This window comes from Roseibium aestuarii, from assembly GCF_008477545.1.
In the GTDB taxonomy this organism is placed as follows: Bacteria; Pseudomonadota; Alphaproteobacteria; order Rhizobiales; family Stappiaceae; genus Roseibium; species Roseibium aestuarii.
This window is the reverse complement of record NZ_VORA01000002.1, coordinates 376,046-398,093: the sequence shown is the minus strand read 5'-3', so window position 1 is coordinate 398,093 and position 22,048 is coordinate 376,046. Positions and strand designations below refer to the sequence as shown.

Genomic DNA, 22,048 nt, shown 5'->3' with positions numbered 1-22,048 from the left:
AGAACGACGAGATGAATTCCGGCGTTTCGGGCAGGGCTGTGGTCCTGTCCGGTCAGGGGTGCCGGAAGCGCAACAAAGGGAAGTTTGGATGCCTTGGAGCAATCAATCCGGTGGCGGCGGCCCGTGGAAGGGCGGCGGCAATAACGGTGGACCGTGGGGCGGCGGGGGCAACAACAACGGCCCCTGGGGCGGTGGTCCCAACCGTGGCGGCGGCGGCAACCCGCCGGATCTGGAAGAATTGCTGAGACGCACCCAGGACCGCATGAAGACCGTGCTGCCCGGTGGCGGCGGTCGCGGCCTCGGCTTTGCCGGCGGCGCGCTGGTGGTGACCGTGCTGGCCGGCCTGTGGCTGGCGACCGGTCTCTACCGCGTCGAGGAAGGCGAAGTGGGCGTCGAGCTGGTCTTCGGTGAAGTCACCAGCCAGACCGGCACCGGCCTGAACTACAACTGGCCCTATCCGATCGGTGAAGTCTATCTGCCGCAGGTCGAACTGCAGCGGGAAATGACCGTCGGCGTGCAGGAGTTTGTGACCGGCAGCCAGGTGCGTTCCCAGGAAGTTCCGGCCGAGAGCCTGATGCTGACCGGCGACGAGAACATCGTCGACGTGGGCTTCAAGGTCCAGTGGCGCATCCAGAACACCTCCGAAGGCATCGCCAACTTCCTGTTCAACATCCAGAACCCGGAAGGCACCGTGAAGGCCGTGGCCGAGAGCGCCATGCGCGAAGTGGTCGGCGCCTCTAAGATCGACGCGATCCTGACCGAAAACCGTGCCTCCATCCAGAACGATGTCAGCACCCTGATGCAGACGACGCTGGACTCCTATCAGGCCGGCATCGAGATCACCGAAGTCCAGATGCAGCGGGTCGATCCGCCGCAGCAGGTCATCGACGCCTTCCGTGACGTTCAGGCCGCGCGTGCCGACAACGACCGCATCAAGAACGAAGCGACCGCCTATGCCAACCGGGTCGTCCCGGAAGCCCGAGGCGAGGCCGCCCGCATTCTGGAAGCAGCCGCTGCCTATCGCGAACAGACCATTGCTGAAGCAACCGGTCAGTCCGAGCGCTTCAACCAGATCTACGAGCAGTACAAGAACGCACCCGACGTGACCCGCGAGCGCATGTATCTGGAAACCCTCGAAAAGGTTCTCGGCTCCAACGCCAAGATCATCATCGACAGCCAGGCCGGCGGTCAGGGCGTTGTGCCCTACCTGCCGCTCAATGAGCTGACCGGCCGGTCCTCGGTCAATCGCGCGGGAGGAGTCCAGTAATGCGTAACGGTATTCTTCTCGTCCTCGTCGGCATCGTCGCCTTCGTGCTCTATCTCGGTGCCTTCATCGTCAATCCGACCCAGCAGGCGCTCGTCCTGACCTTCGGCCGGATCGACAAGGTGGTCCAGGAACCGGGCCTGAACTTCAAGTGGCCCTTCGTCCAGAACGTCGTGTTCCTGGACAAGCGCATCCTCGACCTGAACATGCCGACGGTGGAGCAGAACCTGGCAAACAAGAAGCGCGTGGTGGTGGATGCCTTCGCCCGCTACCGGATCGCCAACCCGGTTCTCTTCTTCCAGCGTGTCCAGACGATCAATGCGGCCAACCGCCGTCTGTCCACCTTCCTGGAAGCTGCGCTGCGTAACGAACTCGGCCGGACCTCCTTCGAAGTGCTCGTGCGTGACGACCGTGCCGGTGTGATGGACAACATTCGCCGGAGCGTGACCACCAATGCGGCCGAACTCGGCATCGAAGTGGTGGACGTGAAGATCCGCCGTGCGGATCTGCCGGATGCCAACTCCCAGGGCATCTACGCCCGCATGCAGTCCGAGCGTCAGCAGGAAGCGACCCAGATCCGCGCCGAGGGCGAGGAGCAGGCACGCCGCATTCGCTCGCGTGCGGATCGTGATGCGGCCGTTCTGGTCGCTGAAGCCCGGCGCGATTCCGAAATCGCCCGAGGTGAAGGGGACGCGCAGCGGAACCGAATCTTCGCGGAAGCTTATAACAAGGACGCGGACTTCTTCGGCTTCTACCGGTCCATGCAGGCCTACGAGAAGGGATTGCAGCAGGGGGATACCAGCCTGGTGCTGTCGCCGGATTCGGCCTTCTTCCGCTACTTCAATGACCCGATGGGCCGCCAGTCGGCCCCGGCAACCGGCTCTTCGGCGGCACCTGCTGCCCAATGAGCGATCTGCTGACCGCCCTTGCCTTGGTGCTGGCGCTGGAGGGAACCCTCTATGCGCTGGCGCCGGGAGGCATGAAGGCAGTGATGCGCGCCGCGCTGGAGACCCCTGATCGGGTCCTGCGCGGCGTCGGTCTTTTCGCCCTTGCTCTCGGGGTGTTGATCGTCTGGCTGTTGCGCGGATGACAAAAAGACCGGATCCCGTGCAAGGATCGCATGGCTTTGCGCAAAATCTTCACTAGACTTTATCAGACTGCGTGCCGGTGCCGGATCATCCCTAGGGTAACGGCACCGTGCGGACGCGCGTCGGGGCTGCCCGACACCAGATGACCAGATGCCGGATGGAGGACCTTATGGCGGTCGCAACTCGAAACATGCCGGGTGCCCGGTTTCTGACCCGGGCCCGGCCCATGCTGGCGGGGCTTGCCGCAGGCGTGCTGGTCGCGCTGGGCGCGCCCGTGGCGAGCCAGGCCCAGGGGCCTGTCTCCGTCGCGGATCTCGCCGAGGGACTGGCGGATGCGGTGGTGAACATCTCGACCTCCCAGACGGTCCAGGGCGAGCGCACCGTGCCCCTGCCGCAGGTGCCGGACGGATCGCCCTTCCAGGAGTTCTTCGAAGAATTCTTCAATCAGCAGAACCGGGAAGATGACCGCCCGCGCCGGGTGCAGTCGCTTGGCTCCGGGTTCGTGATCGACGGCACGGCCGGCATCATCATCACCAACAATCACGTCATCGAGGGCGCCGACGAGATCGTCGCCAATTTCAATGACGGCACGAAGCTCAAGGCCGAGTTGATCGGCACTGACGAGAAAACCGACATTGCGGTTCTCAAGGTCACGCCGGAAAAGCCGCTGGTCGACGTGAGCTTCGGCGACAGCGACAAGATCCGGGTCGGTGACTGGGTGATGGCCATCGGCAACCCCTTCGGTCTGGGCGGCACGGTGACGGTGGGCATCGTCTCGGCCCGCAACCGGGACATCAACTCCGGGCCTTACGACAATTTCATCCAGACCGATGCCTCTATCAACCGGGGCAACTCGGGTGGTCCGCTGTTCGACATGGACGGCCGGGTGATCGGCATCAACACGGCGATCATCTCGCCCTCGGGCGGGTCCATCGGCATCGGCTTTGCCATTCCCGCCAACACGGCGACCCGCATCATCGCGCAGCTGCGCGAGTTCGGCGAGACCCGCCGCGGCTGGCTGGGCGTGCGCATCCAGGAAGTCACCGAGGAGATTGCCGAGAGCCTCGACCGGGGCACCGACACGAGCGGCGCGCTGGTGGCAGGCCTGAACGAAGGCGGACCGGCGGAAGCTGCCGGCATCCAGCCGGGCGACATCATCCTGGAATTTGCCGGCAAGAAGGTCGCGACCATGCGCGAACTGCCGCGGATGGTGGCCGAAAGCTCCATCGGGGATGCGGTCGACGTCAAGCTGTGGCGCAAGGGCGAAGAAGTCACCCTGAAGGTGGAACTTGGCCGCCTCGAGGAAGCCGCCGAAGCGGCCGAGAGCGACAAGTCTGGCACGGACACGCCCGAACCTGCGGTGACCGACGAGGAAGTTCTCGGCATGGTGCTTTCCGAGCTGGACGACGAGGCGCGCGCCAAGTTCGGCATCTCGGAAGAGGTGACCGGTGTTCTCGTCAGCGAGGTGGCTGCGGGAAGCCCGGCTGAGGAAAAGCGCATCGAGGCGGGGGACGTGATCAAGGAAGTGGCCCAGGAGCCTGTCGCCACCGCCCAGGAGGTGATCGACGCGGTTGCTGCCCTGAAGGCGGAAGGGCGGCGGCTGGCGCTGCTGCTTCTGGCCAATCCGGACGGCGTGCTGCGCTACGTTCCGGTGCGCATCGAGGACTGATCCGGATTTGCGATCATGGCGGCGGAAGAGACCCTCTCTTCCGCCCCGATATTGAGCCAAGGGCCGTCCCTGCCTGATCCGGCAGGGGCGGCCCTTTTTCTTTTCCAGTGTGGTTCGGGCAGGAGCGGGCACGTTTCGCCTGTCCTTGCGTCCCTGACAGGTGGGCCTGCGTCAGGTGCGGGCTCTGCGAAGCGCGAGCTCAGGGGAGGCACGGATGGCGCTGGATCAGGAACTGCTCGAGGCAATCCGGCGGGTCAACGAGGCGGTCGGGGTCGCCTGGCGGCATGGGGAGACCCTGCTGATGCGGCTGGAGCCGGAGGCACGGCGGCTGCATCTGGGATGTCTCGTCGAGCCGGGGGGCATGAGCCTCGACGAACGCATCCAGGTGTCGCGGGAAGGCCACGCGGGGCGCAGCGCTCGGCCGGACCTGGCGCTGCAGGCCATTCCGGCCTCCTTCGACTGGCGCAATGCCAATGGCGACAATTACATTTCCGGGGTCAAGTATCAGGGGTCCTGCGGCTCCTGCGTGGCCTTTGCCACGGCGGCGGTGCTGGATGCGGCAAGCCGCATCGCGGCACGGGCGCCCTTCGGAGCCGAAGATGCGGGCGAGCTGGAGGACCTTTCGGAAGCGCACATGTTCTTCTGCGGCGGCGGGGTCTGTTCGGTCGGCTGGGAGATCCCTTCCGCGCTCGGTTTCTGCGCCCAGACGGGCGTGGTTCCGGAAGTGGACTACCCCTATCTCGACAGCCAGCAACCCTGCTCGCCACCACCCGACTGGCAGGACAAGGTCACGCGCATCGCCGGATCCCGGCAGCTCTCGGATCCGGCCGCCATGAAGTCCTGGCTCTCGCGCTCCGGGCCGCTGGTGACGAGCTTCGCGGTCTATCAGGATTTCTATGCCTACACGGGCGGGGTCTATTCCTGGAACGGCTCTGCCGCTCTGGACGGAATGCATGCGGTCTGCGTCGTGGGGTATGACGAGACGGCTCAGGCGTGGATCTGCAAGAACAGCTGGGGAGCGGACTGGGGCGAGAACGGGTTCTTCCGCATCGCCTATGGCGAGTGCGGCATCGACGCCCTGATGTGGGGGGTGAATGCCTTCGAGGCGGTCTATCCCTTCCCGCCCGGTGGCCGGCGCTTCTCGCTTGCCCTCGACGCGAAGGGGCAGCCGACCTGGTCGCCCCAGTCGCCGGAGGATCTGGGCGGCTGGATGGACGGGGACCGGCTGACGGTTACCTGTGACCTGGTTCAGGCGGTCAATCCGTCGCAAGGGGCAGGGTCGAATGGCTCCGAACCGGCCGGTGATCCGGGACCTGCGCAGGAGGGGGGCAATGGCGCGGCGCCGCCGGCGGAACTCTGCAAGGGGCTCTTTCTCGGCGCTGCCGCGCGGGATGATGCGGCCACGCTCAGCGGTCTGGCTCAGGAGGCGATGGGGCTCTCGGGCGGGTCGGGCCGCTTGCTCGGCAGTGGCATCACCAGCGGTCCGGCAAGTGATCTGGCGCTGTTCTACAACGCCGTGCCTGTGGGAATTTGCGCGCCGATCCCGCTCGACCCGTCAGAGCGCGGCGCCCTGCGCAATCTCGTCCAGGGCTGGAGCATGACCTATAACGGTCGCAACACGCTGGTTGCGACGGAGCGGGACGTGGCGCTGGTCTTCGCCTTCGGGCTCGGCACGGTGGGCACGGTGCCGGGAGAACAGCCCCCGGCGCAGTAGACCGGCCTGCCGAAAAGGCGCGGCTCAGGAGAGCACGAAGTCGGAGAAGCCGTAGCCCTGGAGATAGAGGAGGGCGGTCAGGTCGCCATTGGCCACGCTGAAGTCAGCGGCGGCGGCCACGGCGGGCTTGGCGCGATAGGCGACGCCCGCGCCGGCCCGTTCGATCATGGCCAGATCGTTGGCTCCGTCGCCCACGGCGAGCGTTTCCTCGAAGGTCAGCCCCTTTTCCGCGACGAGCTCTTCCAGCCGCTGGCGCTTGGCTTCCCGGCCGAGGATCGGATCCTGCACCTGACCGCTCAGCTTGCCGTCGTCTTCCAGCAGAAGGTTGGCCTGGTTCTCGTCAAAGCCGATCATGGTGGCGACGGCGGAGGTGAAATGGGTGAAGCCGCCAGAGACCAGCGCGCAATAGGCACCGTTGGCCTTCATGGTCTGGACGAGGGTGCGACCACCGGGCATCAGCTGGATGCGTTCGGCCAGAACCTTGCCGATGGCGCTGAGCGGCAGGCCGGCAAGAAGGGCGACACGCTCGCGCAGGGCCGGTTCGAATTCGATCTCGCCGCGCATGGCCCGCTCTGTGATTTCGGAGATCCGGTCCTTGAGGTCGAGCTCCGCGGCGAGCTCGTCGATGCATTCCTGCCGGATCATGGTGGAATCCATGTCGGCGATCAGCAAGCGCTTGCGCCGCCCTTCGCTCTTCTGCACAAAGACATCGACCGGCGCGTCGCCCAGTCGTTCAAGAAGCCGGGCGCGCAGGGCTCCCGCGTCTCCTTCGGCGGTGGCGAATTCCGCCGCAATGCCCTCGTTGAGGACGCGCACATCGCCGGAGGCGCCAAGACACGCGCGGGCGCTGTCGAGAAGGGCCGCATCCACGGCCGGGGTCATCGGATTGGAAACGAGAGTAACGACGAGCGACATGGACGCAACCTTGACAGACGATCAGGGACGCAAGGGAGCAGACCCTCACGCGGTTCTGATAGCCGGGCCGACCGCCAGCGGCAAGTCGGCTTTGGCCCTGAGGCTCGCAGAACGCACGAATGGGGTCATTCTCAATGCCGATTCCATGCAGGTCTACGCGGAATTGCGTCTCGTCAGCGCCCGTCCGAGCGCGGAGGATGAGGCGCGCGCCGAGCATCGGCTCTATGGCGTGCTGCCGGCCGCGACGCCGTTCTCCACCGGCGACTGGCTGAAGCTGGTGGCGCGCGAGATTTCCGCTGTGCGCGCCGAAGGCAGGTTGCCGATCCTGGTGGGAGGAACCGGCCTTTATTTCAAGGCACTGACCGAGGGTCTTGCGGTTCTGCCGGAGATTCAGGAAACGGTGCGAAGTGCCTGCCGGGTTCTCGCCGATGAGCAGGGCGTGGACGGGGTGCGCGCGGCCCTTGCGCCCCTCGACCCTCAGGCTGCTGCCACCCTCGTCGACCTGCAGCGGCTGACCCGCGCTCTGGAGGTGGTGCAGTCCACGGGCCGCACGCTCGCCGACTGGCACCGGGAGACCCAGAGCCCGCCGCTGCTTGCGGCGCAAAGCTGTGTTCTCCGGGTGCTGGCTCCGCCGCGCCCCTGGCTGCATGAGCGCATTGCCCAGCGCGCCGATTTGATGCTGGGCGAAGAGGGGATTGCCGAAGTGGAGGCGCTGCTGGCCAAGGGGCTGCCGTGGAGCCTTCCGGCCATGCGGGCCATCGGCGTGAAGGAGATTGCCGCCCTTCTTGCCGGTGAGATCGACCGGCCTGAGGCCCATCGCCGCCTGGTGGTGGCCACCCGCCGCTATGCGAAACGGCAGGAAACCTGGTTCCGCAACCAGATGGCGGACTGGCCGCGGGTGGATCCCACCGACGAGGCCGCACTGGCCGACGCCCTGCGCGTGGGGCGGTGAGGGCTGGTCCGTTCGTGGGCCTTGCGAGCAGTCGCAGCAATCAGCAATTGTGCGCCGCACTGTGGATAAATTAACTAACCTTCAGTTTTCAAATATGAATTTTGGATGACGCTACGTAATTCATGGTATGATGTCCTCATTCAGGCCGCAATTCAGGGTTAGGTGCCTTGGCCAGCGGGAGAGCCGGGTTTCGCAGGCCTTCTCCCATTTGCAGTTGCAGCGGGGACTTCCGCCTCCTGCAAAAACTCGCAAGCGCGCCAGCCTTGCGAATCTGCGAGAGTGTTCAAAACGTTGAAATGTCGTTCCCGCACTCCGCGATTTGGAAGGGGATGACATCAACTTTCTGGTTGCGGTTTGAGGCAGCTCAAAGAAGCGGACCTTACGTTAGGTCATAAGCCCATCCGTCAGCCACCAGAGGCTGAATGAGAGGAAACGGAACCGGGGCGGTCCGAAGTCGGACCCTTCACCCTGGAGAGCCTTGGGCGGAGTTGCATCCGCCCTTCAGGACGGGGGCTGACCCGTCGGAGCATGCGGGCCTGGCCCGCGGGATTTGCAGGCGTCGGGCCAGAAGGTCGCGCCTGCTGATGGAAGACCGCAGGACGGTCGGCCGGAGTGGGGCACGCCCCGGCCACGGATTGCGGACGCCAAGGGAGGCGACCTTGCAGGATCTTGTCATTCGCGGACGCGGATACTGGCTGCAGCCATTCGACACCGGCGACTTGCCGCTGCTCACGGAGCTTCACGGACGGGCGGAAGTGAACCGCTACATCGGCCGTGAACCGGGAGAGTGGTCACGGGATTGCTGTCTGCGATGGCTTGAGGATACGCTCGCCTGTCAGGACCGGCACGGCTTCTCTCCGTTCAAGCTGATGGTGGAAGCCCCCGACGGGATCGGCGGGCACGGCGGGGCGCAGTTTGCGGGCTGGATCGGCTTCACGATTCTCAGCGAGACCTCGGAGATCGCCCTGCATCATTGCGTGGATCCGGAGATCACGGCCGAGTTGCCCGGGCTTCTGGAGGATATCTCCCTGGATCTGATCGAGTGGTTCTTCGAGCGGACCTATTTCTCCCATCTGGTCGCCTGCGTGCGCACCGATGACCGGATCGGGCGGGAACTCGTCCAGTCGCTCGGCTTCGGATATCGCGAGAGCCGGCGCATGGGCGACATGCCCTGCGACGTGTTTCAGCGCTTCAGCCCCTCCATGCAGAGCCTCGTCGCCAACGGCTGAGGCCGGACGAAGACGCCGGATTGATCGACATCACCAGGGGAGCCTCGAGGCTCCCCTTTTGCTTGAGTGGGGGCGGAGTAGGAGGGGCGAGGGTTCCGTAGGCCGCGCAAGAGCGATGCCCTGCGTCGTGCCTGTGCTCTGAGCCCCTCCCCATCGGTCCTTCATGCTCGGGCCTGTCCCGAGCGTCCAGTCTTCCCGGGCCTCGTTGCTGTTAGTCTGGATTCCCGGCACAAGGCCGGGAATGACGGGTGAGGGGTGTTTTTTGAACCTAGCCGCAATGAAAAAGGGGAGCCGTGTGGCTCCCCTTCTGCATCATCAGCGGTGCGGGCTGAAGGCTCAGCTGGCCTTGAGGGCGCCCGGGTTGCTGCCCTGCTGGCGCACGGCGAGCTTGTTCATGGCCGACACATAGGCGCGGGCCGAGGCGACGAGCGTGTCCGTGTCGGCGCCCTTGCCGGTGGCGATGCGGCCGTTCGATTCCAGACGCACGGAGACTTCCGCCTGCGCATCGGTCCCTTCCGTCACCGCATGCACCTGATAGAGCTGCAGGGTGGCGTCATGGGGCACGATGGCCTTGATGGCGTTGAAGGTGGCGTCGACCGGGCCGTCGCCGGTGGCTTCGCGGGTCTCGTGACGGCCGTTGACATCCATGGTCAGGATGGCTTTCTGCGGGCCGCCGGTGCCGGCGATCACGGTCAGGGAGAGCACCTTGGTGGTCTCGGTCGCGGTTGCGATCTCGTTTTCGACCAGAGCCTCGATGTCCTCGTCATAGACGTGCTTCTTGCGATCGGCCAGGTCCTTGAAGCGGCGGAAGGCGTCCTGCAGGGCGTTGTCGCCCAGCTCGAAGCCCAGTTCCTTCAGCTTGTCCTTGAAGGCGTGGCGGCCGGAGTGCTTGCCCATGATCAGGGAGGTGGCCTTCACGCCGACGTCTTCGGGGCGCATGATTTCGTAGGTTTCGGCATTCTTCAGCATGCCGTCCTGATGGATGCCGCTCTCGTGGGCGAAGGCGTTCTTGCCGACGATGGCCTTGTTGTACTGCACGGCGAAGCCCGAGGCCCCGGCCACCAGCTTGGAGGCGCGGGTCAGGAACTTCGGGTCCACGTTGCACTGATAGGGCAGGACGTCGCCGCGGGTGCGGATCGCCATGACGATCTCTTCCAGCGCCGCGTTGCCGGCGCGCTCGCCCAGGCCGTTGATGGTGCATTCGATCTGACGCGCGCCGCCGGCGACACCGGCCAGCGAATTGGCGACCGCCAACCCCAAGTCATCGTGGCAATGGACCGAGAAGATCGCCTTGTCGGAGTTCGGCACGCGGGCAATCACGTCGGCGAACATCTGCTTGTATTCGTCCGGGGTGGCATAGCCGACCGTATCCGGCAGGTTGATGGTGGTTGCGCCGCACTTGATGGCAGCTTCCACGCAACGGCACAGATAGTCGATCGGCGTGCGGGTGGCGTCCATGGCGGACCATTCCACGTCGTCGATCAGGTTGCGGGCGCGGGTCACCGTGTCGGTGATGATGTCGAGCACCTGCTCTTCCGACTTGTTCATCTGGTACTTCAGATGGATCGGAGAGGTGGAGACGAAGGTGTGGATGCGGCCGCGGTTGGCGTGTTTCACGGCTTCGCCGCAGCGGTCGATGTCGGCGTGAATGGCGCGTGCCAGACCGGCGATCACCGAGTTGCGGGAAGCCTTGGCGATCTCGCTGACGGCCTCGAAGTCACCGTTGGAGGCGATGGGGAAGCCGGCCTCGATGATGTCGACACCCATGTCGTCGAGGATGTCGGCGATCTGCAGCTTTTCTTCCAGGGTCATGGAGGCGCCGGGCGACTGTTCGCCGTCGCGCAAGGTGGTGTCGAAGATGCGGATCTGGTTGTCCGAAGCGGTCATGTGTCCTGGTCCTTCCCTGGGGTTCCGCCGCCGTGGGCCCGCCGGATGCATGGGGCCATAATGGTGTGGAAGCGCGGAACCGTGTCGTTCTGTCGATGAGAATTTGCGCGTCTTCTCCCCTAAGTGCCCGTTCGCATGAAGATGCGATTCAGCCGGCGCTCAGGGGCGGCTAAGGAGAAGAAGGTCGGCAAGTAGGAGCAGGCCGCCGCGCAGGATCTGCGCGTCGCTGGAGATGCCGGAAATGTCGCGGGTCGCGATCATCGGGAGTCTCGGGCCTTGATCTCTCACGTCACTCGGGCGGGGCAGAAGGCCTCTGCGAGTGACTCGGAAGCTGATGGACCAAGTCTGTAAGGCAGGTTTGTGTCCGGCGCAACCGTGTTTTTGTAATTTTCGGTCTCGCTCCGGGCCGTCCTGTGTCCAGACGGGGTTATCAGGGCTGGTGGCTTCTGAGTTTTTGATACTTAGGTGATGTCCTAAGTTTTCCTTGCTGTGCGTGTGGATCCGGATATAGTTAGGCGCATGGCTAAGCATGAGACCTCGCTCAATCTTCTGTTTTCAGCCCTCGGGGATCCGACCCGGCGGGCGATCCTGTCAGCCCTTGCCGGCGGGCCACGGTCCGTCACTCAACTTGCGGCCCCCCATGACATGGCGCTGCCAACCTTCATGGGGCACTTGAAGAAGCTGGAAGAGGCCGGATTGGTGCAGACCGAAAAGCTGGGCCGGACCCGGACTTGCTCCCTTTGCCCCGATGCCCTGCAGCCAGTGCGAAGCTGGCTGGAGGAGCAGCGCGACCTCTGGGAGGGCAGGCTGGACCGGTTCGACGACTATGTGACGAAACTTGCGGAGGAACGGAATGATGCATGATCTTGATCCGGCGACAGATCTTCATTTCACACGGGTGGTGGCCGCCCCCCGAAGCCTGGTCTGGGAGTGCTGGACGCGACCTGAGCACATTCCGCATTTCTTCGTGCCGAAGCCGCACAAGGTGATCGGCTGCGACATTGATCTCAGGGTCGGCGGGCGCTTCAACACCACCTTCGAGGTGGAGGGAAACGCGATGGCCAACAACGGTGTCTATCTCGAGGTGATCGAGAACGAGAAGCTGGTCTTCACCGATGCCTATGCGGAAGGGTGGAAACCGGTCCCCGAGCCTTTCATGACGGCGATCCTCCTGCTTTCCGACACAGAGGATGGCAAGACCCGCTACACGGCGATTGCCCGGCATCGCAAGCCCGAGACTCGGCAGCAGCACGAGGACATGGGTTTCTACAACGGCTGGGGCACGGTGGCCCAGCAGCTGGAGGACTACGCCCGAACGCTGATGGCGAAGGCGTAAGGAGCCCGCCATTCCGAGGGGGGCTCCTGATGCTTCGGTTGTCGGGGCGCCCTCTCGCGGGTCCGGGAGAGGGCGTCCTGTCTTAAAGCAGCTGGCCGCCGGAGATCTCCAGGCGTTGGCCGGTCATCCAGCCCATGTCGCCGGCCAGGATTGTGGAGACCGCCCCGCCGATGTCATCGGGCAGGCCGACACGGCCCATGGCCGTCATGCCCGCCACCATGCGGTTCAGATCCGCATCGTCGCGCACCCGTCCGCCGCCGAAATCCGTCGCGATGGCCCCGGGCGCGATGGTGTTCACCGCGATCCGGCGCGGACCCAGCTCGCGGGCGAGATAGCGGGTCAGCACCTCGACGGCCCCCTTCATCGCCGCGTAGGCGCCATAGCCGGGCAGGGCGAAACGGGCGAGGCCGGAGGACACGTTGAGGATCTGGCCGCCATCCTCGATCAGGGGCATGAGGCTCTGGGTCAGGAAGAACACACCCTTGAAGTGGATGTTCATCAGGGTGTCGAACTGATCCTCCGTGGTCTCTGCCAGGCTGTTGTAGGAGCCCACGCCCGCATTGTTGACCAGCGCATCGAAGGTACTGCGCTGCCAGGTGTCGTGCAGGGTCTTCTTCAGGGCTTCGGTGAAGGCAGGAAAGGCGCTGACATTGCCCGTGTCGAGCTGAAGCGCCACCGCACGGCCGCCCAGAGCCTCGATCTCGGCAACGACGCGTGCGGCCTCTGCCTCCTTGCTGTGCCAGGTGAGGATGCAGTCGAGACCCTTGCGGGCGCACATGAGCGCAGTGCTTCGGCCAAGGCCGCGGCTGCCGCCGGTGATGAGAACGATCTTGCTTGAAGGGGTCATTTGCGTCTCCGTCAGGTTGGGAAGCGGGTTCGCTTCTCATCTAGGCGGAGAGGGCGCATGCTGCCTGCCTGAGGGTCCGAAAGACTTGCCTGATCCTCCAGAACCGTTCCCAAGGAGGCGCGCACCGGGTTGCGTGACGCAACGTCGGGGCTTAACCCATGCTTGCTCCCGGGTGAAGGAGCGTGACTGGAGCGAAGAGCAATTATGCAGCGGGATGAACTGACGGAGCGGGTGATCGCGCTTGCCGATGCGGTGGGCGCGGGAGATGCGCCCCATCCAACCGGCGTGCCGGGGCTCAGCCTCAATCGTCGCCTTGCTCCCTCCGCTCTGGAGCCGATGGTCTATGACCCGCTGTTCTGCCTTGTGCTTTCCGGTGCCAAGGCCTGCGAGGCGGCGGGCGGCCGGGTGACCTTTGCCAAGGGGCAGTCTCTGATCGTGAGCTTCGACCTGCCGTCGCGGGCGCAGGTGGTGGAGGCCTCGCGGGATGCGCCTTATGTGGCTCTGGCCCTGAAGCTGGATCTTGCCCTGATCCGGGAGCTGATGCCGCTGATGGGGGATGTTCCGGCGCGGGATCCGGTCCCGGAGGCGCAGCCCCGTGCCGTGGCGCTGGGCGAGGGGGATGCGGACATCCGGGAGGCCATGGGGCGGCTGTTCACGCTCACGCAGCGCCCGGAAGCCATTCCGGTCCTGGCCCCGGGCATCATCCGCGAGATTCATTTCTGGCTTCTGCGGGCTGCCCATGGGGCGATGCTGCGGCGGCTGGCGGAGGCCGACAGCCATGCGGCGCGGATCGGGCGCGCGATCACGCAACTCCGCCAGAGTTTTGCGAGCACGATCCGGGTGGAGGATCTGGCGACCACGGCGGGCATGAGCGTTTCGGGCTTCCACGCCCATTTCCGCCAGATCACCGGCACGACCCCGGTCCGCTTCCAGAAGCACCTGCGGCTGATGGAGGCCCGTCACCTGATTTCCGGTGGGCAAGCCTCCGTGACGGCGGCAGCCTTTCAGGTCGGTTATGCCAGCGCCAGCCAGTTCAGCCGCGATTATTCCGGGCTCTTCGGTCACCCGCCGCGCAGAGACCTGCCCGGCGTGCTGCCGGAGGTAGCCGGAACGGGGCCGGGCCCGCAGGGCTAGGACTGGCAGCCTTCGGTCGGTCAGATGAAAAGTTCGCCCCGGGCGAGGATCGTGGCCTGTCCACCGATGCGTACCGCGTGGAGCTTGCGCGCCTCGATGTCGATTTCCAGGTCGATCAGCGAGGGGCGGCCCATCATGAAGCCCTGTTCCACCCGGATGAAGTGGGTGCCGTTGGGCAGGTCGTCGAAATAGTGGATGGCGCCGGCGAAGGCCGCAACGGCCGAACCCGTGGCCGGATCCTCGGGGATGCCCATTTCGGGCGCGAACATGCGGGCATGGAAGCCGCTGTCGTGGACGCGCGTCTCGCGGCAATAGACGAAGGCATCCACGGAGGTCGCTTCCCTGAAGGCCTTGCGCCACTGGGAGAGATTGGGTCGGGCACGCGACAGGGCATCCAGATCGCGCACGGGCACGAAGACGAAGGGCACTCCGGCCTCGTAGCAGGACGGGCGATGGTTCTCGAAGCCGATGTCGCTGGGCTCGAGATTGAGGGCGGCGGCGATGATGTCCGGGTTCTCGGTGGGGCCGGCCGGCTGGGGCAGGCGCGGCACGTCGAATTCCGCGAATCCTGCGGCATTTTCCTTCAGCACGACACCGCAGCGCACCGGTCCGATCTGTTCCTTCAGGACGACCATCGCATCCTGTTCGCCGGAGACCTCGCCAAAGCGCTCCGTCGCCAGCAGGATCGCCGTGCCCACGGTCGGGTGCCCGGCAAAGGGCAGCTCGCGCTTCGGCGTGAAGATGCGGATGTTGGCGGAATGACCGGGGTTTTCCGGTGGCAGCACGAAGACGGTTTCCGACAGGTTGAACTCCGCCGCGATCGCCTGCATCTGCTCGTCCGAGAGGCCCTCGCTCTCCAGCACCACCGCCAGAGGGTTTCCGGTGAGCGGCTTGTGGGTGAAGACGTCGAGGACGGCGTAGCGGCGACCCATGGTGAGTTTCTCCAGCTCTGGTGCGGACGGGCGTCAGGGTGTGGCGCGGACTGTTGCACAGAAACGGCGGCGAGGGCCAGAGGGGACTTCGACCTCAGGCGACAGCGCTGCGCTTTCTCGGTGAAGCTTCCGTAAACGACTGCTGCCGTTTCGTTTCGTGACACATCCCTGGCAGTTGCGGCCCTGCCAGTTGCGGCGCTCAGGTGCTGGGGCCAGCGGAGAAGACGGCGCGGGCAATGTCGCGGCCCCAGGGGGTGAGGCTGGGGATCGCGAGATCCTGCGGCCCGCGCAAGGGCTGGACGGCCTTGAGCTCGCGTTCCTCCGAGCCATCCGAATGGGCCATGATGCGGCTGGCGAGGGCTGCGGTCGGCTGGGAGGACTGCAGCACCAGGGCCACGGCGATGAGCGGGCCGAAGGGCAGGGCGAAGCGGGCGGTCTCGCGCAGGTCCTCAGGTCCGAGGCCAGCCTCCTCTTGCAGCTCCCGCCAGGTCGATCCGATCAGGTCGACAGCCCCAGTCGCCGGATCCGCGTCCTCGGGTTCCAGGCTGCCGCCAAAGGGATAGATCCGGCCCGGATTGGCGGTGTGATCGGCCATGACGCCGAAGAGAAGGTCGCCGTCGGCACTGCGCACCACGGCCGATCCGAAGACATTGTGGTCCTCAAGGCTCGGATAGCCCCAGGCCCGCCAGGCGAGATAGGCGGCGAAGGAGCACTCCTGACAGACGCCGGACAGCACGCCGTCCCGGATCGACAACCCGCGCACCTTGAGGGTTCGCCCGTTCCACAGATGCGGATTGGCGCGCTGCTCGTGTTGCCAGTGGGCGGCGACCGCGTCCCGGTTCTCCGCTTCAAAGACCCAGGGCGTGTGCCTGTCGAGGGTGAGACAGATCTCCGAGAGGGGCACTGCGGCCGGAGCAAGGGGCTTTTCCAGGATCGGAATGGAGCCGGTCGGTGACATGGGACTGGGGGTGTCCCCCGTCAGGACATAGCCTTCCTTGCGGTAGAAGCCTTCTGCGTAATGGTCGCTCTTCAGGCGCAGACGGTCCGTCCCGGCGCTGCGGGCCAGATCTTCCATGCGGTGAAGGAGGAGCCTGCCAATGCCCTGCCTCAGGGCTTCGGGGGCAATGAAGAGATGATCCAGCTCGAAAACCCCGTCGCGGATTTCTCCGCCGGCCAGCCCCAGGGGCGTTCCGTTCCGCTCGGCGACCAGAAGGGGGCCGCGTGTCAGGTCGCGCGGACCCAGACGGAAGGCGGCGCGGAAGCCGTCCATGCGCTCGGCGTCATAGCCCCAGCTGGCCTTGGACCGGTGCAGGATCTGGGTCAGGGTGGCCAGTTCGCCGGCATGGGCCGGCCGGATCTTCAGGGTCATGGAACGCCGATGCGGTTCGATGGTTCTGGACAGGGGAAGAGGCCGTGGCCGTCCTTCGTGCTTGCGTGCGGAGGAGAGCCCGAGCCCGCGCCGGGGGCAAGCTTTTTTGTTGCGGTGCTTTCCTTTTGCCAAGGCTTTTGGCACAGTCGCCGCGCCTGTCCGGGGGCATCGCTGCTTCGCAAACCGTGTGCGGAGCCTCGCCCGTCCAATCCCGTTCACCCCTCGCTTCAACCGCAGGACCCGTTCGCCGCAATGCCTCCCATTCTTTCCATCCGCAATCTGGAAAAAACCTATGACGGGGGCTTTCAGGCACTCAAGCCGCTCTCTCTCGACATTCACGCCGGTGAGGTCTTTGCGCTTCTGGGGCCGAACGGGGCGGGCAAGACCACGCTGATCAGCACGGTCTGCGGCCTGGTGCGGCCGAGTGGTGGCCAGATCCTGATCGGCGGCCACGACAACCAGACTGCCTATCGGCAGGCGCGGCGGCTGGTGGGGCTCGTGCCGCAGGAAATGCCGACCCTGCAGTTCGAGCAGGTGCGCGATCTCATCCGGTTGAGCCGGGGCCTCTTCGGCCTGCCGCCGGACGAGACGCTGATCGAGAGGATCCTCAAGGACCTCAGCCTGTGGGACAAGCGGGATGCGGCGCTGAAGGAGCTCTCGGGCGGCATGAAGCGACGGGTGCTTGTCGCCAAGGCGCTGGTGCACGAGCCGCAGATCCTCTTCCTCGACGAGCCGACGGCCGGGGTGGATGTGGAGCTGCGCCGGGACATGTGGCGCATCGTCACCGACCTGAAGGCGCGGGGCGTGACCATCATTCTCACCACCCACTATATCGAGGAGGCCGAGGAAATGGCCGATCGGGTGGGGGTGATCACCCGGGGCGAATTGATCCTGGTGGAAGAAAAGGCCGCCCTGATGCGCAAGCTCGGGCGCAAGGAGCTGAAGGTCGAGCTGGCCGAACCCGTGAGCGTGCTTCCGGACAGCCTGTCTGGCCTGGGTATCGAGCTTGCGGACGAAGGCCGGTCCCTGCGCTACATCTATGATGCGCAAGGGGAGAGGACCGGGATCACCGGCATCCTCAACGCCTTGTCCGATGCCGGCCTGCGTTTCCATGACCTGCATACCAAGCAGAGCTCTCTCGAAGAGATCTTTGTCGATCTGGTGAAGGACAGCTGATGAACTTTCCCGCCATGAAGGCCATCTACCTGTGGGAGATGGCGCGGACCCGTCGCACGATCATGCAGTCCATCGTCTCGCCGGTGCTGTCGACGTCGCTCTATTTCATCGTCTTCGGCGGGGCCATCGGCTCGCGCATCTCCGAGGTCGACGGTGTGAGCTATGGCGCTTTCATCGTGCCCGGCCTGATCATGATGTCGTTGATGACACAGGCGCTCTCCAACGCCTCCTTCGGCATCTATTTCCCCCAGTTCACGGGCACCATTTACGAGGTTCTGTCCGCCCCGGTCTCCTTCCTGGAAATCACCATCGCCTATGTGGGGGCGGCGGCGACCAAGGCGATGATCGTCGGGATCATCATCTTCCTGACCGCCTGCCTTTTCGTGCCGATCCAGCTGCAGCACCCGGTCTGGGCGCTAGCCTTCTTCGTGCTGACGGCGGTGAGCTTCGCGCTTCTGGGCTTCATCATCGGCATCTGGGCAGATAATTTCGAGAAGCTGCAATTTCTGCCGCTCCTGATCGTCACGCCGCTCGCCTTCCTGGGAGGGAGCTTCTATTCGATCAGCATGTTGCCCGAGACCTGGCAGAAGCTGGCCCTGCTCAATCCGGTGGTCTATCTGATCTCTGGGTTCCGCTGGAGTTTCTATGGACAGGCGGATGTGAGCCTGGCGCTGTCGCTGGGCATGACCCTGCTCTTCCTGCTGGCCTGTCTGTGGGTCATTCACTGGATCTTCAAGACCGGATACAAGCTGAAGCCCTGACAGGCGGCACGCTTCCCGACCGACTGCCGCCTCAACGATCAGAGAACGGATAGAAACCCGTGCGCGTCATTTCCCGCCCGCAGATCCCTTTCATGCAGCTTTCGGCGACGGGCGTCGCAGGGGAGGGGCGCCGGGGCCGGAAAGCGGACCGGGCGAAGAGGCTGGCGACCTGGCTCGCTCCGGCCTTTGCCCTCCTGCTGGCGGCCTGCCAGTCCACGGGTCCTGCGCCGTCGCCTACACCTGGCGCCACGCCCCGGGCGGCGGCGCCCGTTGCTACGGTGGCCGCTCCCGCCGTGCCCCTCCTGTCGCTGGCCCCCTCGACGGCGGCCGCAAGGGGCTATTCGGAACTGGTTGTCGATCTGGGGACCGGTCGCGAACTGCACGCGGTGGCTGCCGACGAAGCCCGCTATCCGGCAAGCCTCACCAAGATGATGACGCTCTATCTCCTGTTCGATGAGGTGGCTCAGGGCCGCCTGACCCTGAATTCCCCCTTGAGCGTCTCCGCCCATGCGGCCGCGCAGCCCCCCTCCCGGCTGGGGCTGAAAGCCGGTGACACGATCACCGTGGAAGATGCGGCGCGCGCGATGGCGGTGAAGTCGGCCAATGACGTGGCCGTAGTGGTGGCCGAGGCGATTTCCGGGTCGGAAGAAGCCTTTGCCCGCAAGATGACCGCAACGGCGCAGGCGCTGGGCATGCGGCGCACCCGTTTCCGCAATGCCAGCGGTCTGCCCGATCCGGCCCATGTGTCGACGGCCCGCGACATGGCGCTTCTTGGTCGGGCCCTGAAGACCCGCTATGCGCAATATGCGCCCTTCTTCCGGGCGCGGCAGTTCACCTGGCGCGGGCGCAGCTTCGAGGCGACCAACAACCTGCTCGGGCGGGTCGACGGGGTCGACGGGCTGAAGACCGGCTATACCCGGGATGCGGGCTACAATCTGGTCGCCACCGGGCGGCAGGGCGGGGCCCGACGCCTCGTGGTGGTGATGGGCGGATCGAGTGAAAGTGCGCGCGACCGGCGCGTCACGGAGCTGCTGCAGGGCGGGTTCTGAGCGAGCGTTCAGGCGGCGTAGGTGGTCGAGACCCGGTTGCGGCCAAGGTTCTTTGAGCGATAGAGCTCCTGATCGGCCGCCCGCAGGATCTGCTTCGGGGTCAGTCCCAGCCCCAGACCGTAATAGACGCCTGCCGACAGGGTGACGGTGACGCTTTCCCCGGACAGGTCGACGGGTGCTGCAGCCAGATTGGCGCGGATACGCTCGGCGATGGACTGGGCATGGGCGGCCGGCACGTCGGTCATGAGAATGGCGAATTCCTCGCCGCCCAGCCGGGCAAGGCAGTCTTCGGGGCGGATGTTCCAGTTGATCAGGTCGACACAGGACTGGAGCACCTCGTCGCCCGCATCATGGCCGAACCGGTCATTGATCGATTTGAAGTGATCCAGATCCAGCAGGACGAAGGCAAAGGGGCGGCGGCTCGGCGTGTCGAGCAGGGATTCCAGCCGCCGCATCATTTCGCGCCGGTTGTAGGCCCCGGTGAGGGGATCGCGGACGGCGGCCTCGCGCTCCTCGCGCAGCTTGCGCTCGAAGGCGATGGCAAGGGAAAAGGCGCCGTTCGACAGGGCAAAGACCATCCAGAGAACCACATGCATCGAATAGGGAATGGTCAGGGGCAGGTTGCGGGTGATCACGTGCCCGGTGACGATGTGCTGGACGAAGAGCATGGCCAGGTCGGTGGCCAGCAGCAGGTGGGAGAAGACCAGACCTGCGCGGGACGACAGGGGCCCCGTGCGCTCGCTGGCATATTCGCGGGCGGTGGACAGGGCGATGGCCGCCAGAACCAGATTGTAGGAACAGGTGAAGATCAGCGGCGCCTGGAAGAGAGTGGCCGCGATGGCCGCAAGGGCCAGAGCGCCAACCGGCCAGGCGAACCACTTGAGTGAGGTGGGATTGCCGTTGAACTCCAGCGCCCCTTGCCGGAAGAGGGACAGGCTGAACAGCGCTCCGAGGACTACCGGCGCGTGATCCCACATGGTGGGATCGTCGGCCACCTGGAACTTCAGCATGAGCGTGCCGGCCAGACCCAGCTGGGCCAGCGCCCAGGTGCGCCAGAACCTCTCGTCCTTCAGATCGTGGAACGCCCCCAGATAGGCGATCGAAAACACCGTCAGAATGAGCGCGGTCGCAAGCAGGAGTGTGTTCAGGTCCATGGAAGCCAATCGCGTCTCTGTCAGAAGTGCCTAGGTGGCGACGGGTAAGCTAGGTTTGGCGCCTTTCCAGATGTTTATCGCGATCCTTAAAATTTTAGGTAAAGCTGCAATTTGAAAGGTCGTGAGCGATTGCGGAGGGAAACTGCCTGTTTTTGCGCCATTCTTCGGAACCGTCGGGGAGGCCTCGCGTTCGAGACCAACAGGACAGAACGCAACATTTCACGTGCGAAAGACAAAGAAATCCGGCGAAGTGCCTGAAACTCGGATATGGTTTGCCGAGGGGACCAGGGGCAGATGCCGTTTCGAACCGCCGATCCGGTCAGAGGGAAGTATCCAGTCAAAATGATGCCGAAGCAGTTTCCGGCTGGTGACCTCATGGCGAGGCAAGTTGCGGAGTTTCCCTGGGAAACCACCCCGCTTGGGTCGCTCGACACCTGGCCTGCGGCCCTCAAGATTGCCTGTGGCATGATGCTGAACTCCCATTTCCCCAAGGCGATCGCCTGGGGGCCGGAGCTCATCACAATCTACAACACCGCCTTTGCTCCCATTCTCGGCAAGAAGGAAAACGTCCTCGGGCGGTCCTTCCGCGATGTCTGGTCGGAAGCCTGGGCCGAAATCGGCCCGATTGCGGACAAGGCGATGGCCGGAGAGGCGACCTTCATCGAGGATTTCCCTCTCGTCATCAACCGCAACGGCTATGACGAGCAGGCCTATTTCACCTTCTGCTACAGCCCGATCCACGACGAAGACGGCAATGTGGCCGGCTTCATGGACACGGTGGTTGAAACCACCGCGAAGATGTTGCAGCAGAAGCGCACGGATTTCCTGAACCGGGAATTGCATCACCGCATCAAGAACATGCTGGCGTCAGTCGCAGCTCTCGCAAACCAGACGCTCAAGGGCACGATCTCGCTGGAAGATGCAAGGTCCGCGCTACAGGCGCGCATCGGCGCGCTGGCTGGTGCCCATACGCGGATCCTGGAAGGTGGGGAATCGCGCGCCGACATCGACGTGATCGTGCGCACCAGTCTTGCTCCGCACATCAATCCGGCCTCGTCCCAGCTCACCCTGCAGGGACCGTCGCTCGTTATCGACGACCGTCAGTCCATCGCGCTGGCGCTTGCCGTGAACGAACTGGCGACCAACTCCCTCAAGTCCGGTGCCCTGAGCGTGCCGAAAGGGGAGGTGGCCATTGAGTGGGGGTTCGACGCGGACGCGGAAGAGGCGCGCAGCTTCTTCTTCACCTGGACCGAAGGAGACGGGCCGGCGGTCGATCGCCCGGGCCGCAAGGGGTTCGGCAGCATTCTCCTCAGTCAGATCGCCCCGGTCGATTTCGATGGCGAGGCCTCCCTTGATTATCCCGCCGACGGGTTCCGCTACCGGCTTGTCGGCAACCCCAACACGCTGCCGCCCGCGTTGAAGCCGGTCTCGGCCTGAGGGTTGCTTTCATCCCGCAGTGGATCAAGTCCGGCAAGGACGTCGGAGCGGTTTTTTGACCCTCCCAAGGGCTGTCTCCTCTGGCAAGTTCCCTCCACCGTTATCCCGGACGCAAGCGGAGCTGGAGATCCGGGA

Annotated in this window: 20 protein-coding genes; 14 read left to right on the top strand and 6 right to left on the bottom strand. The window is 65.0% G+C overall.

All coding sequences use genetic code 11. From position 1 onward, the window contains the following. The first annotated feature begins 88 nt into the window (after nt 1–88). The 5 genes from hflK to FR728_RS10395 all read left to right on the top strand — a co-directional run bounded on the left by hflK (nt 89) and on the right by FR728_RS10395 (nt 5,735). The gene (hflK, locus tag FR728_RS10415) at nt 89–1,267 is read left to right on the top strand and encodes an FtsH protease activity modulator HflK (RefSeq protein ID WP_149892613.1); all 1,179 of its coding nucleotides are present in this window, start codon (nt 89–91) and stop codon (nt 1,265–1,267) included. Next, nucleotides 1,267–2,172 (top strand): protease modulator HflC, encoded by a 906-nt coding sequence (gene hflC / locus FR728_RS10410; RefSeq protein ID WP_149892612.1) that lies wholly within the window; start codon nt 1,267–1,269, stop codon nt 2,170–2,172. Before hflK ends, hflC begins: the two co-directional genes overlap by 1 nt. Next, the gene (locus FR728_RS10405; RefSeq protein ID WP_149892611.1) at nt 2,169–2,354 is read left to right on the top strand and encodes a DUF2065 domain-containing protein; all 186 of its coding nucleotides are present in this window, start codon (nt 2,169–2,171) and stop codon (nt 2,352–2,354) included. Before hflC ends, FR728_RS10405 begins: the two co-directional genes overlap by 4 nt. Before the next feature lie 167 nt (nt 2,355–2,521). Beyond that, nucleotides 2,522–4,021: a Do family serine endopeptidase gene (locus tag FR728_RS10400; protein ID WP_188318869.1), complete on the top strand. Its 1,500-nt coding sequence runs from the start codon at nt 2,522–2,524 to the stop codon at nt 4,019–4,021. Nucleotides 4,022–4,235: 214 nt separating this feature from the next. Further along, complete coding sequence (locus FR728_RS10395) at nt 4,236–5,735, top strand: C1 family peptidase (protein WP_149892610.1); 1,500 nt, start codon at nt 4,236–4,238, stop codon at nt 5,733–5,735. Between the two features lie 24 nt (nt 5,736–5,759). On the opposite strand, the gene serB is transcribed toward FR728_RS10395, so the two are convergent. Continuing rightward, nucleotides 5,760–6,650, bottom strand: coding sequence for a phosphoserine phosphatase SerB (gene serB, locus FR728_RS10390; RefSeq protein WP_149892609.1), 891 nt, complete (start codon nt 6,648–6,650; stop codon nt 5,760–5,762). Between serB and miaA the strand changes: the two genes are divergently transcribed. Then, entirely contained in the window at nt 6,649–7,602 is a 954-nt protein-coding gene (gene miaA, locus FR728_RS10385; RefSeq protein WP_149892608.1) for a tRNA (adenosine(37)-N6)-dimethylallyltransferase MiaA, read from the top strand. The two genes, serB and miaA, sit on opposite strands and share 2 nt — an antisense overlap. Before the next feature lie 659 nt (nt 7,603–8,261). Continuing rightward, a complete protein-coding gene (locus FR728_RS10380) occupies nt 8,262–8,831 on the top strand; it encodes a GNAT family N-acetyltransferase (RefSeq protein WP_188318868.1) in 570 nt (189 codons plus the stop codon). Between the two features lie 336 nt (nt 8,832–9,167). Here FR728_RS10380 and FR728_RS10375 read toward each other — a convergent pair whose 3' ends face one another. Continuing rightward, nucleotides 9,168–10,718, bottom strand: a complete 1,551-nt coding sequence (locus FR728_RS10375; RefSeq protein ID WP_149892606.1) for a 2-isopropylmalate synthase — start codon at nt 10,716–10,718, stop codon at nt 9,168–9,170. Between the two features lie 519 nt (nt 10,719–11,237). Between FR728_RS10375 and FR728_RS10370 the strand changes: the two genes are divergently transcribed. Continuing rightward, nucleotides 11,238–11,582 (top strand): ArsR/SmtB family transcription factor, encoded by a 345-nt coding sequence (locus FR728_RS10370; RefSeq protein WP_149892605.1) that lies wholly within the window; start codon nt 11,238–11,240, stop codon nt 11,580–11,582. Continuing rightward, nucleotides 11,572–12,054 carry an SRPBCC family protein gene (locus tag FR728_RS10365; protein WP_149892604.1) on the top strand — a complete coding sequence of 161 codons (483 nt, stop codon included), beginning with the start codon at nt 11,572–11,574 and terminating at the stop codon, nt 12,052–12,054. The genes FR728_RS10370 and FR728_RS10365 overlap by 11 nt, the downstream gene beginning before the upstream one ends. An 82-nt stretch (nt 12,055–12,136) precedes the next feature. Here FR728_RS10365 and FR728_RS10360 read toward each other — a convergent pair whose 3' ends face one another. Further along, nucleotides 12,137–12,901: an SDR family NAD(P)-dependent oxidoreductase gene (locus FR728_RS10360; protein ID WP_149892603.1), complete on the bottom strand. Its 765-nt coding sequence runs from the start codon at nt 12,899–12,901 to the stop codon at nt 12,137–12,139. A 204-nt stretch (nt 12,902–13,105) separates the two neighbouring features. On the opposite strand from FR728_RS10360, the gene FR728_RS10355 reads away from it, so the two are divergent. After that, nucleotides 13,106–14,035: an AraC family transcriptional regulator gene (locus FR728_RS10355; protein WP_149892602.1), complete on the top strand. Its 930-nt coding sequence runs from the start codon at nt 13,106–13,108 to the stop codon at nt 14,033–14,035. A 20-nt stretch (nt 14,036–14,055) separates the two neighbouring features. Here the strand turns inward: FR728_RS10355 and FR728_RS10350 are convergent, their stop codons facing one another. Together FR728_RS10350 and FR728_RS10345 are read right to left on the bottom strand one after the other, a co-directional pair. Then, entirely contained in the window at nt 14,056–14,967 is a 912-nt protein-coding gene (locus tag FR728_RS10350) for a PhzF family phenazine biosynthesis protein (RefSeq protein WP_149892601.1), read from the bottom strand. Nucleotides 14,968–15,166: 199 nt separating this feature from the next. After that, entirely contained in the window at nt 15,167–16,336 is a 1,170-nt protein-coding gene (locus FR728_RS10345; RefSeq protein ID WP_149892600.1) for a GNAT family N-acetyltransferase, read from the bottom strand. A 252-nt stretch (nt 16,337–16,588) separates the two neighbouring features. Between FR728_RS10345 and FR728_RS10340 the strand changes: the two genes are divergently transcribed. From FR728_RS10340 to FR728_RS10330, 3 genes are read left to right on the top strand one after another with little or no spacing between them, the layout of a single operon-like run. Then, complete coding sequence (locus tag FR728_RS10340) at nt 16,589–17,512, top strand: ABC transporter ATP-binding protein (protein WP_149892599.1); 924 nt, start codon at nt 16,589–16,591, stop codon at nt 17,510–17,512. Then, nucleotides 17,512–18,273, top strand: a complete 762-nt coding sequence (locus FR728_RS10335) for an ABC transporter permease (RefSeq protein ID WP_149892598.1) — start codon at nt 17,512–17,514, stop codon at nt 18,271–18,273. Before FR728_RS10340 ends, FR728_RS10335 begins: the two co-directional genes overlap by 1 nt. A gap of 59 nt (nt 18,274–18,332) precedes the next feature. Further along, the gene (locus FR728_RS10330) at nt 18,333–19,322 is read left to right on the top strand and encodes a D-alanyl-D-alanine carboxypeptidase family protein (RefSeq protein ID WP_244304535.1); all 990 of its coding nucleotides are present in this window, start codon (nt 18,333–18,335) and stop codon (nt 19,320–19,322) included. An 8-nt stretch (nt 19,323–19,330) separates the two neighbouring features. Here FR728_RS10330 and FR728_RS10325 read toward each other — a convergent pair whose 3' ends face one another. Next, nucleotides 19,331–20,476: a GGDEF domain-containing protein gene (locus FR728_RS10325; RefSeq protein WP_149892597.1), complete on the bottom strand. Its 1,146-nt coding sequence runs from the start codon at nt 20,474–20,476 to the stop codon at nt 19,331–19,333. 375 nt (nt 20,477–20,851) lie between these two features. On the opposite strand from FR728_RS10325, the gene FR728_RS10320 reads away from it, so the two are divergent. Then, nucleotides 20,852–21,913: a sensor histidine kinase gene (locus FR728_RS10320; protein WP_188318867.1), complete on the top strand. Its 1,062-nt coding sequence runs from the start codon at nt 20,852–20,854 to the stop codon at nt 21,911–21,913. The last annotated feature ends 135 nt before the right edge of the window (nt 21,914–22,048 follow it).

Coding starts and splice junctions, on each gene's coding strand:
- FR728_RS10365 (WP_149892604.1), top strand. CDS start 11,572: ATGATGCATGATCTTGATCCGGCGACAGATCTTCATTTCACACGGGTG.
- hflC (WP_149892612.1), top strand. CDS start 1,267: ATGCGTAACGGTATTCTTCTCGTCCTCGTCGGCATCGTCGCCTTCGTG.
- FR728_RS10325 (WP_149892597.1), bottom strand. CDS start 20,476: ATGGACCTGAACACACTCCTGCTTGCGACCGCGCTCATTCTGACGGTG.
- serB (WP_149892609.1), bottom strand. CDS start 6,650: ATGTCGCTCGTCGTTACTCTCGTTTCCAATCCGATGACCCCGGCCGTG.
- FR728_RS10360 (WP_149892603.1), bottom strand. CDS start 12,901: ATGACCCCTTCAAGCAAGATCGTTCTCATCACCGGCGGCAGCCGCGGC.
- FR728_RS10405 (WP_149892611.1), top strand. CDS start 2,169: ATGAGCGATCTGCTGACCGCCCTTGCCTTGGTGCTGGCGCTGGAGGGA.
- FR728_RS10395 (WP_149892610.1), top strand. CDS start 4,236: ATGGCGCTGGATCAGGAACTGCTCGAGGCAATCCGGCGGGTCAACGAG.
- FR728_RS10375 (WP_149892606.1), bottom strand. CDS start 10,718: ATGACCGCTTCGGACAACCAGATCCGCATCTTCGACACCACCTTGCGC.
- FR728_RS10355 (WP_149892602.1), top strand. CDS start 13,106: ATGCAGCGGGATGAACTGACGGAGCGGGTGATCGCGCTTGCCGATGCG.
- FR728_RS10370 (WP_149892605.1), top strand. CDS start 11,238: ATGGCTAAGCATGAGACCTCGCTCAATCTTCTGTTTTCAGCCCTCGGG.
- FR728_RS10340 (WP_149892599.1), top strand. CDS start 16,589: ATGCCTCCCATTCTTTCCATCCGCAATCTGGAAAAAACCTATGACGGG.
- hflK (WP_149892613.1), top strand. CDS start 89: ATGCCTTGGAGCAATCAATCCGGTGGCGGCGGCCCGTGGAAGGGCGGC.
- FR728_RS10400 (WP_188318869.1), top strand. CDS start 2,522: ATGGCGGTCGCAACTCGAAACATGCCGGGTGCCCGGTTTCTGACCCGG.
- miaA (WP_149892608.1), top strand. CDS start 6,649: ATGGACGCAACCTTGACAGACGATCAGGGACGCAAGGGAGCAGACCCT.
- FR728_RS10350 (WP_149892601.1), bottom strand. CDS start 14,967: ATGGGTCGCCGCTACGCCGTCCTCGACGTCTTCACCCACAAGCCGCTC.
- FR728_RS10320 (WP_188318867.1), top strand. CDS start 20,852: ATGGCGAGGCAAGTTGCGGAGTTTCCCTGGGAAACCACCCCGCTTGGG.
- FR728_RS10335 (WP_149892598.1), top strand. CDS start 17,512: ATGAACTTTCCCGCCATGAAGGCCATCTACCTGTGGGAGATGGCGCGG.
- FR728_RS10345 (WP_149892600.1), bottom strand. CDS start 16,336: ATGACCCTGAAGATCCGGCCGGCCCATGCCGGCGAACTGGCCACCCTG.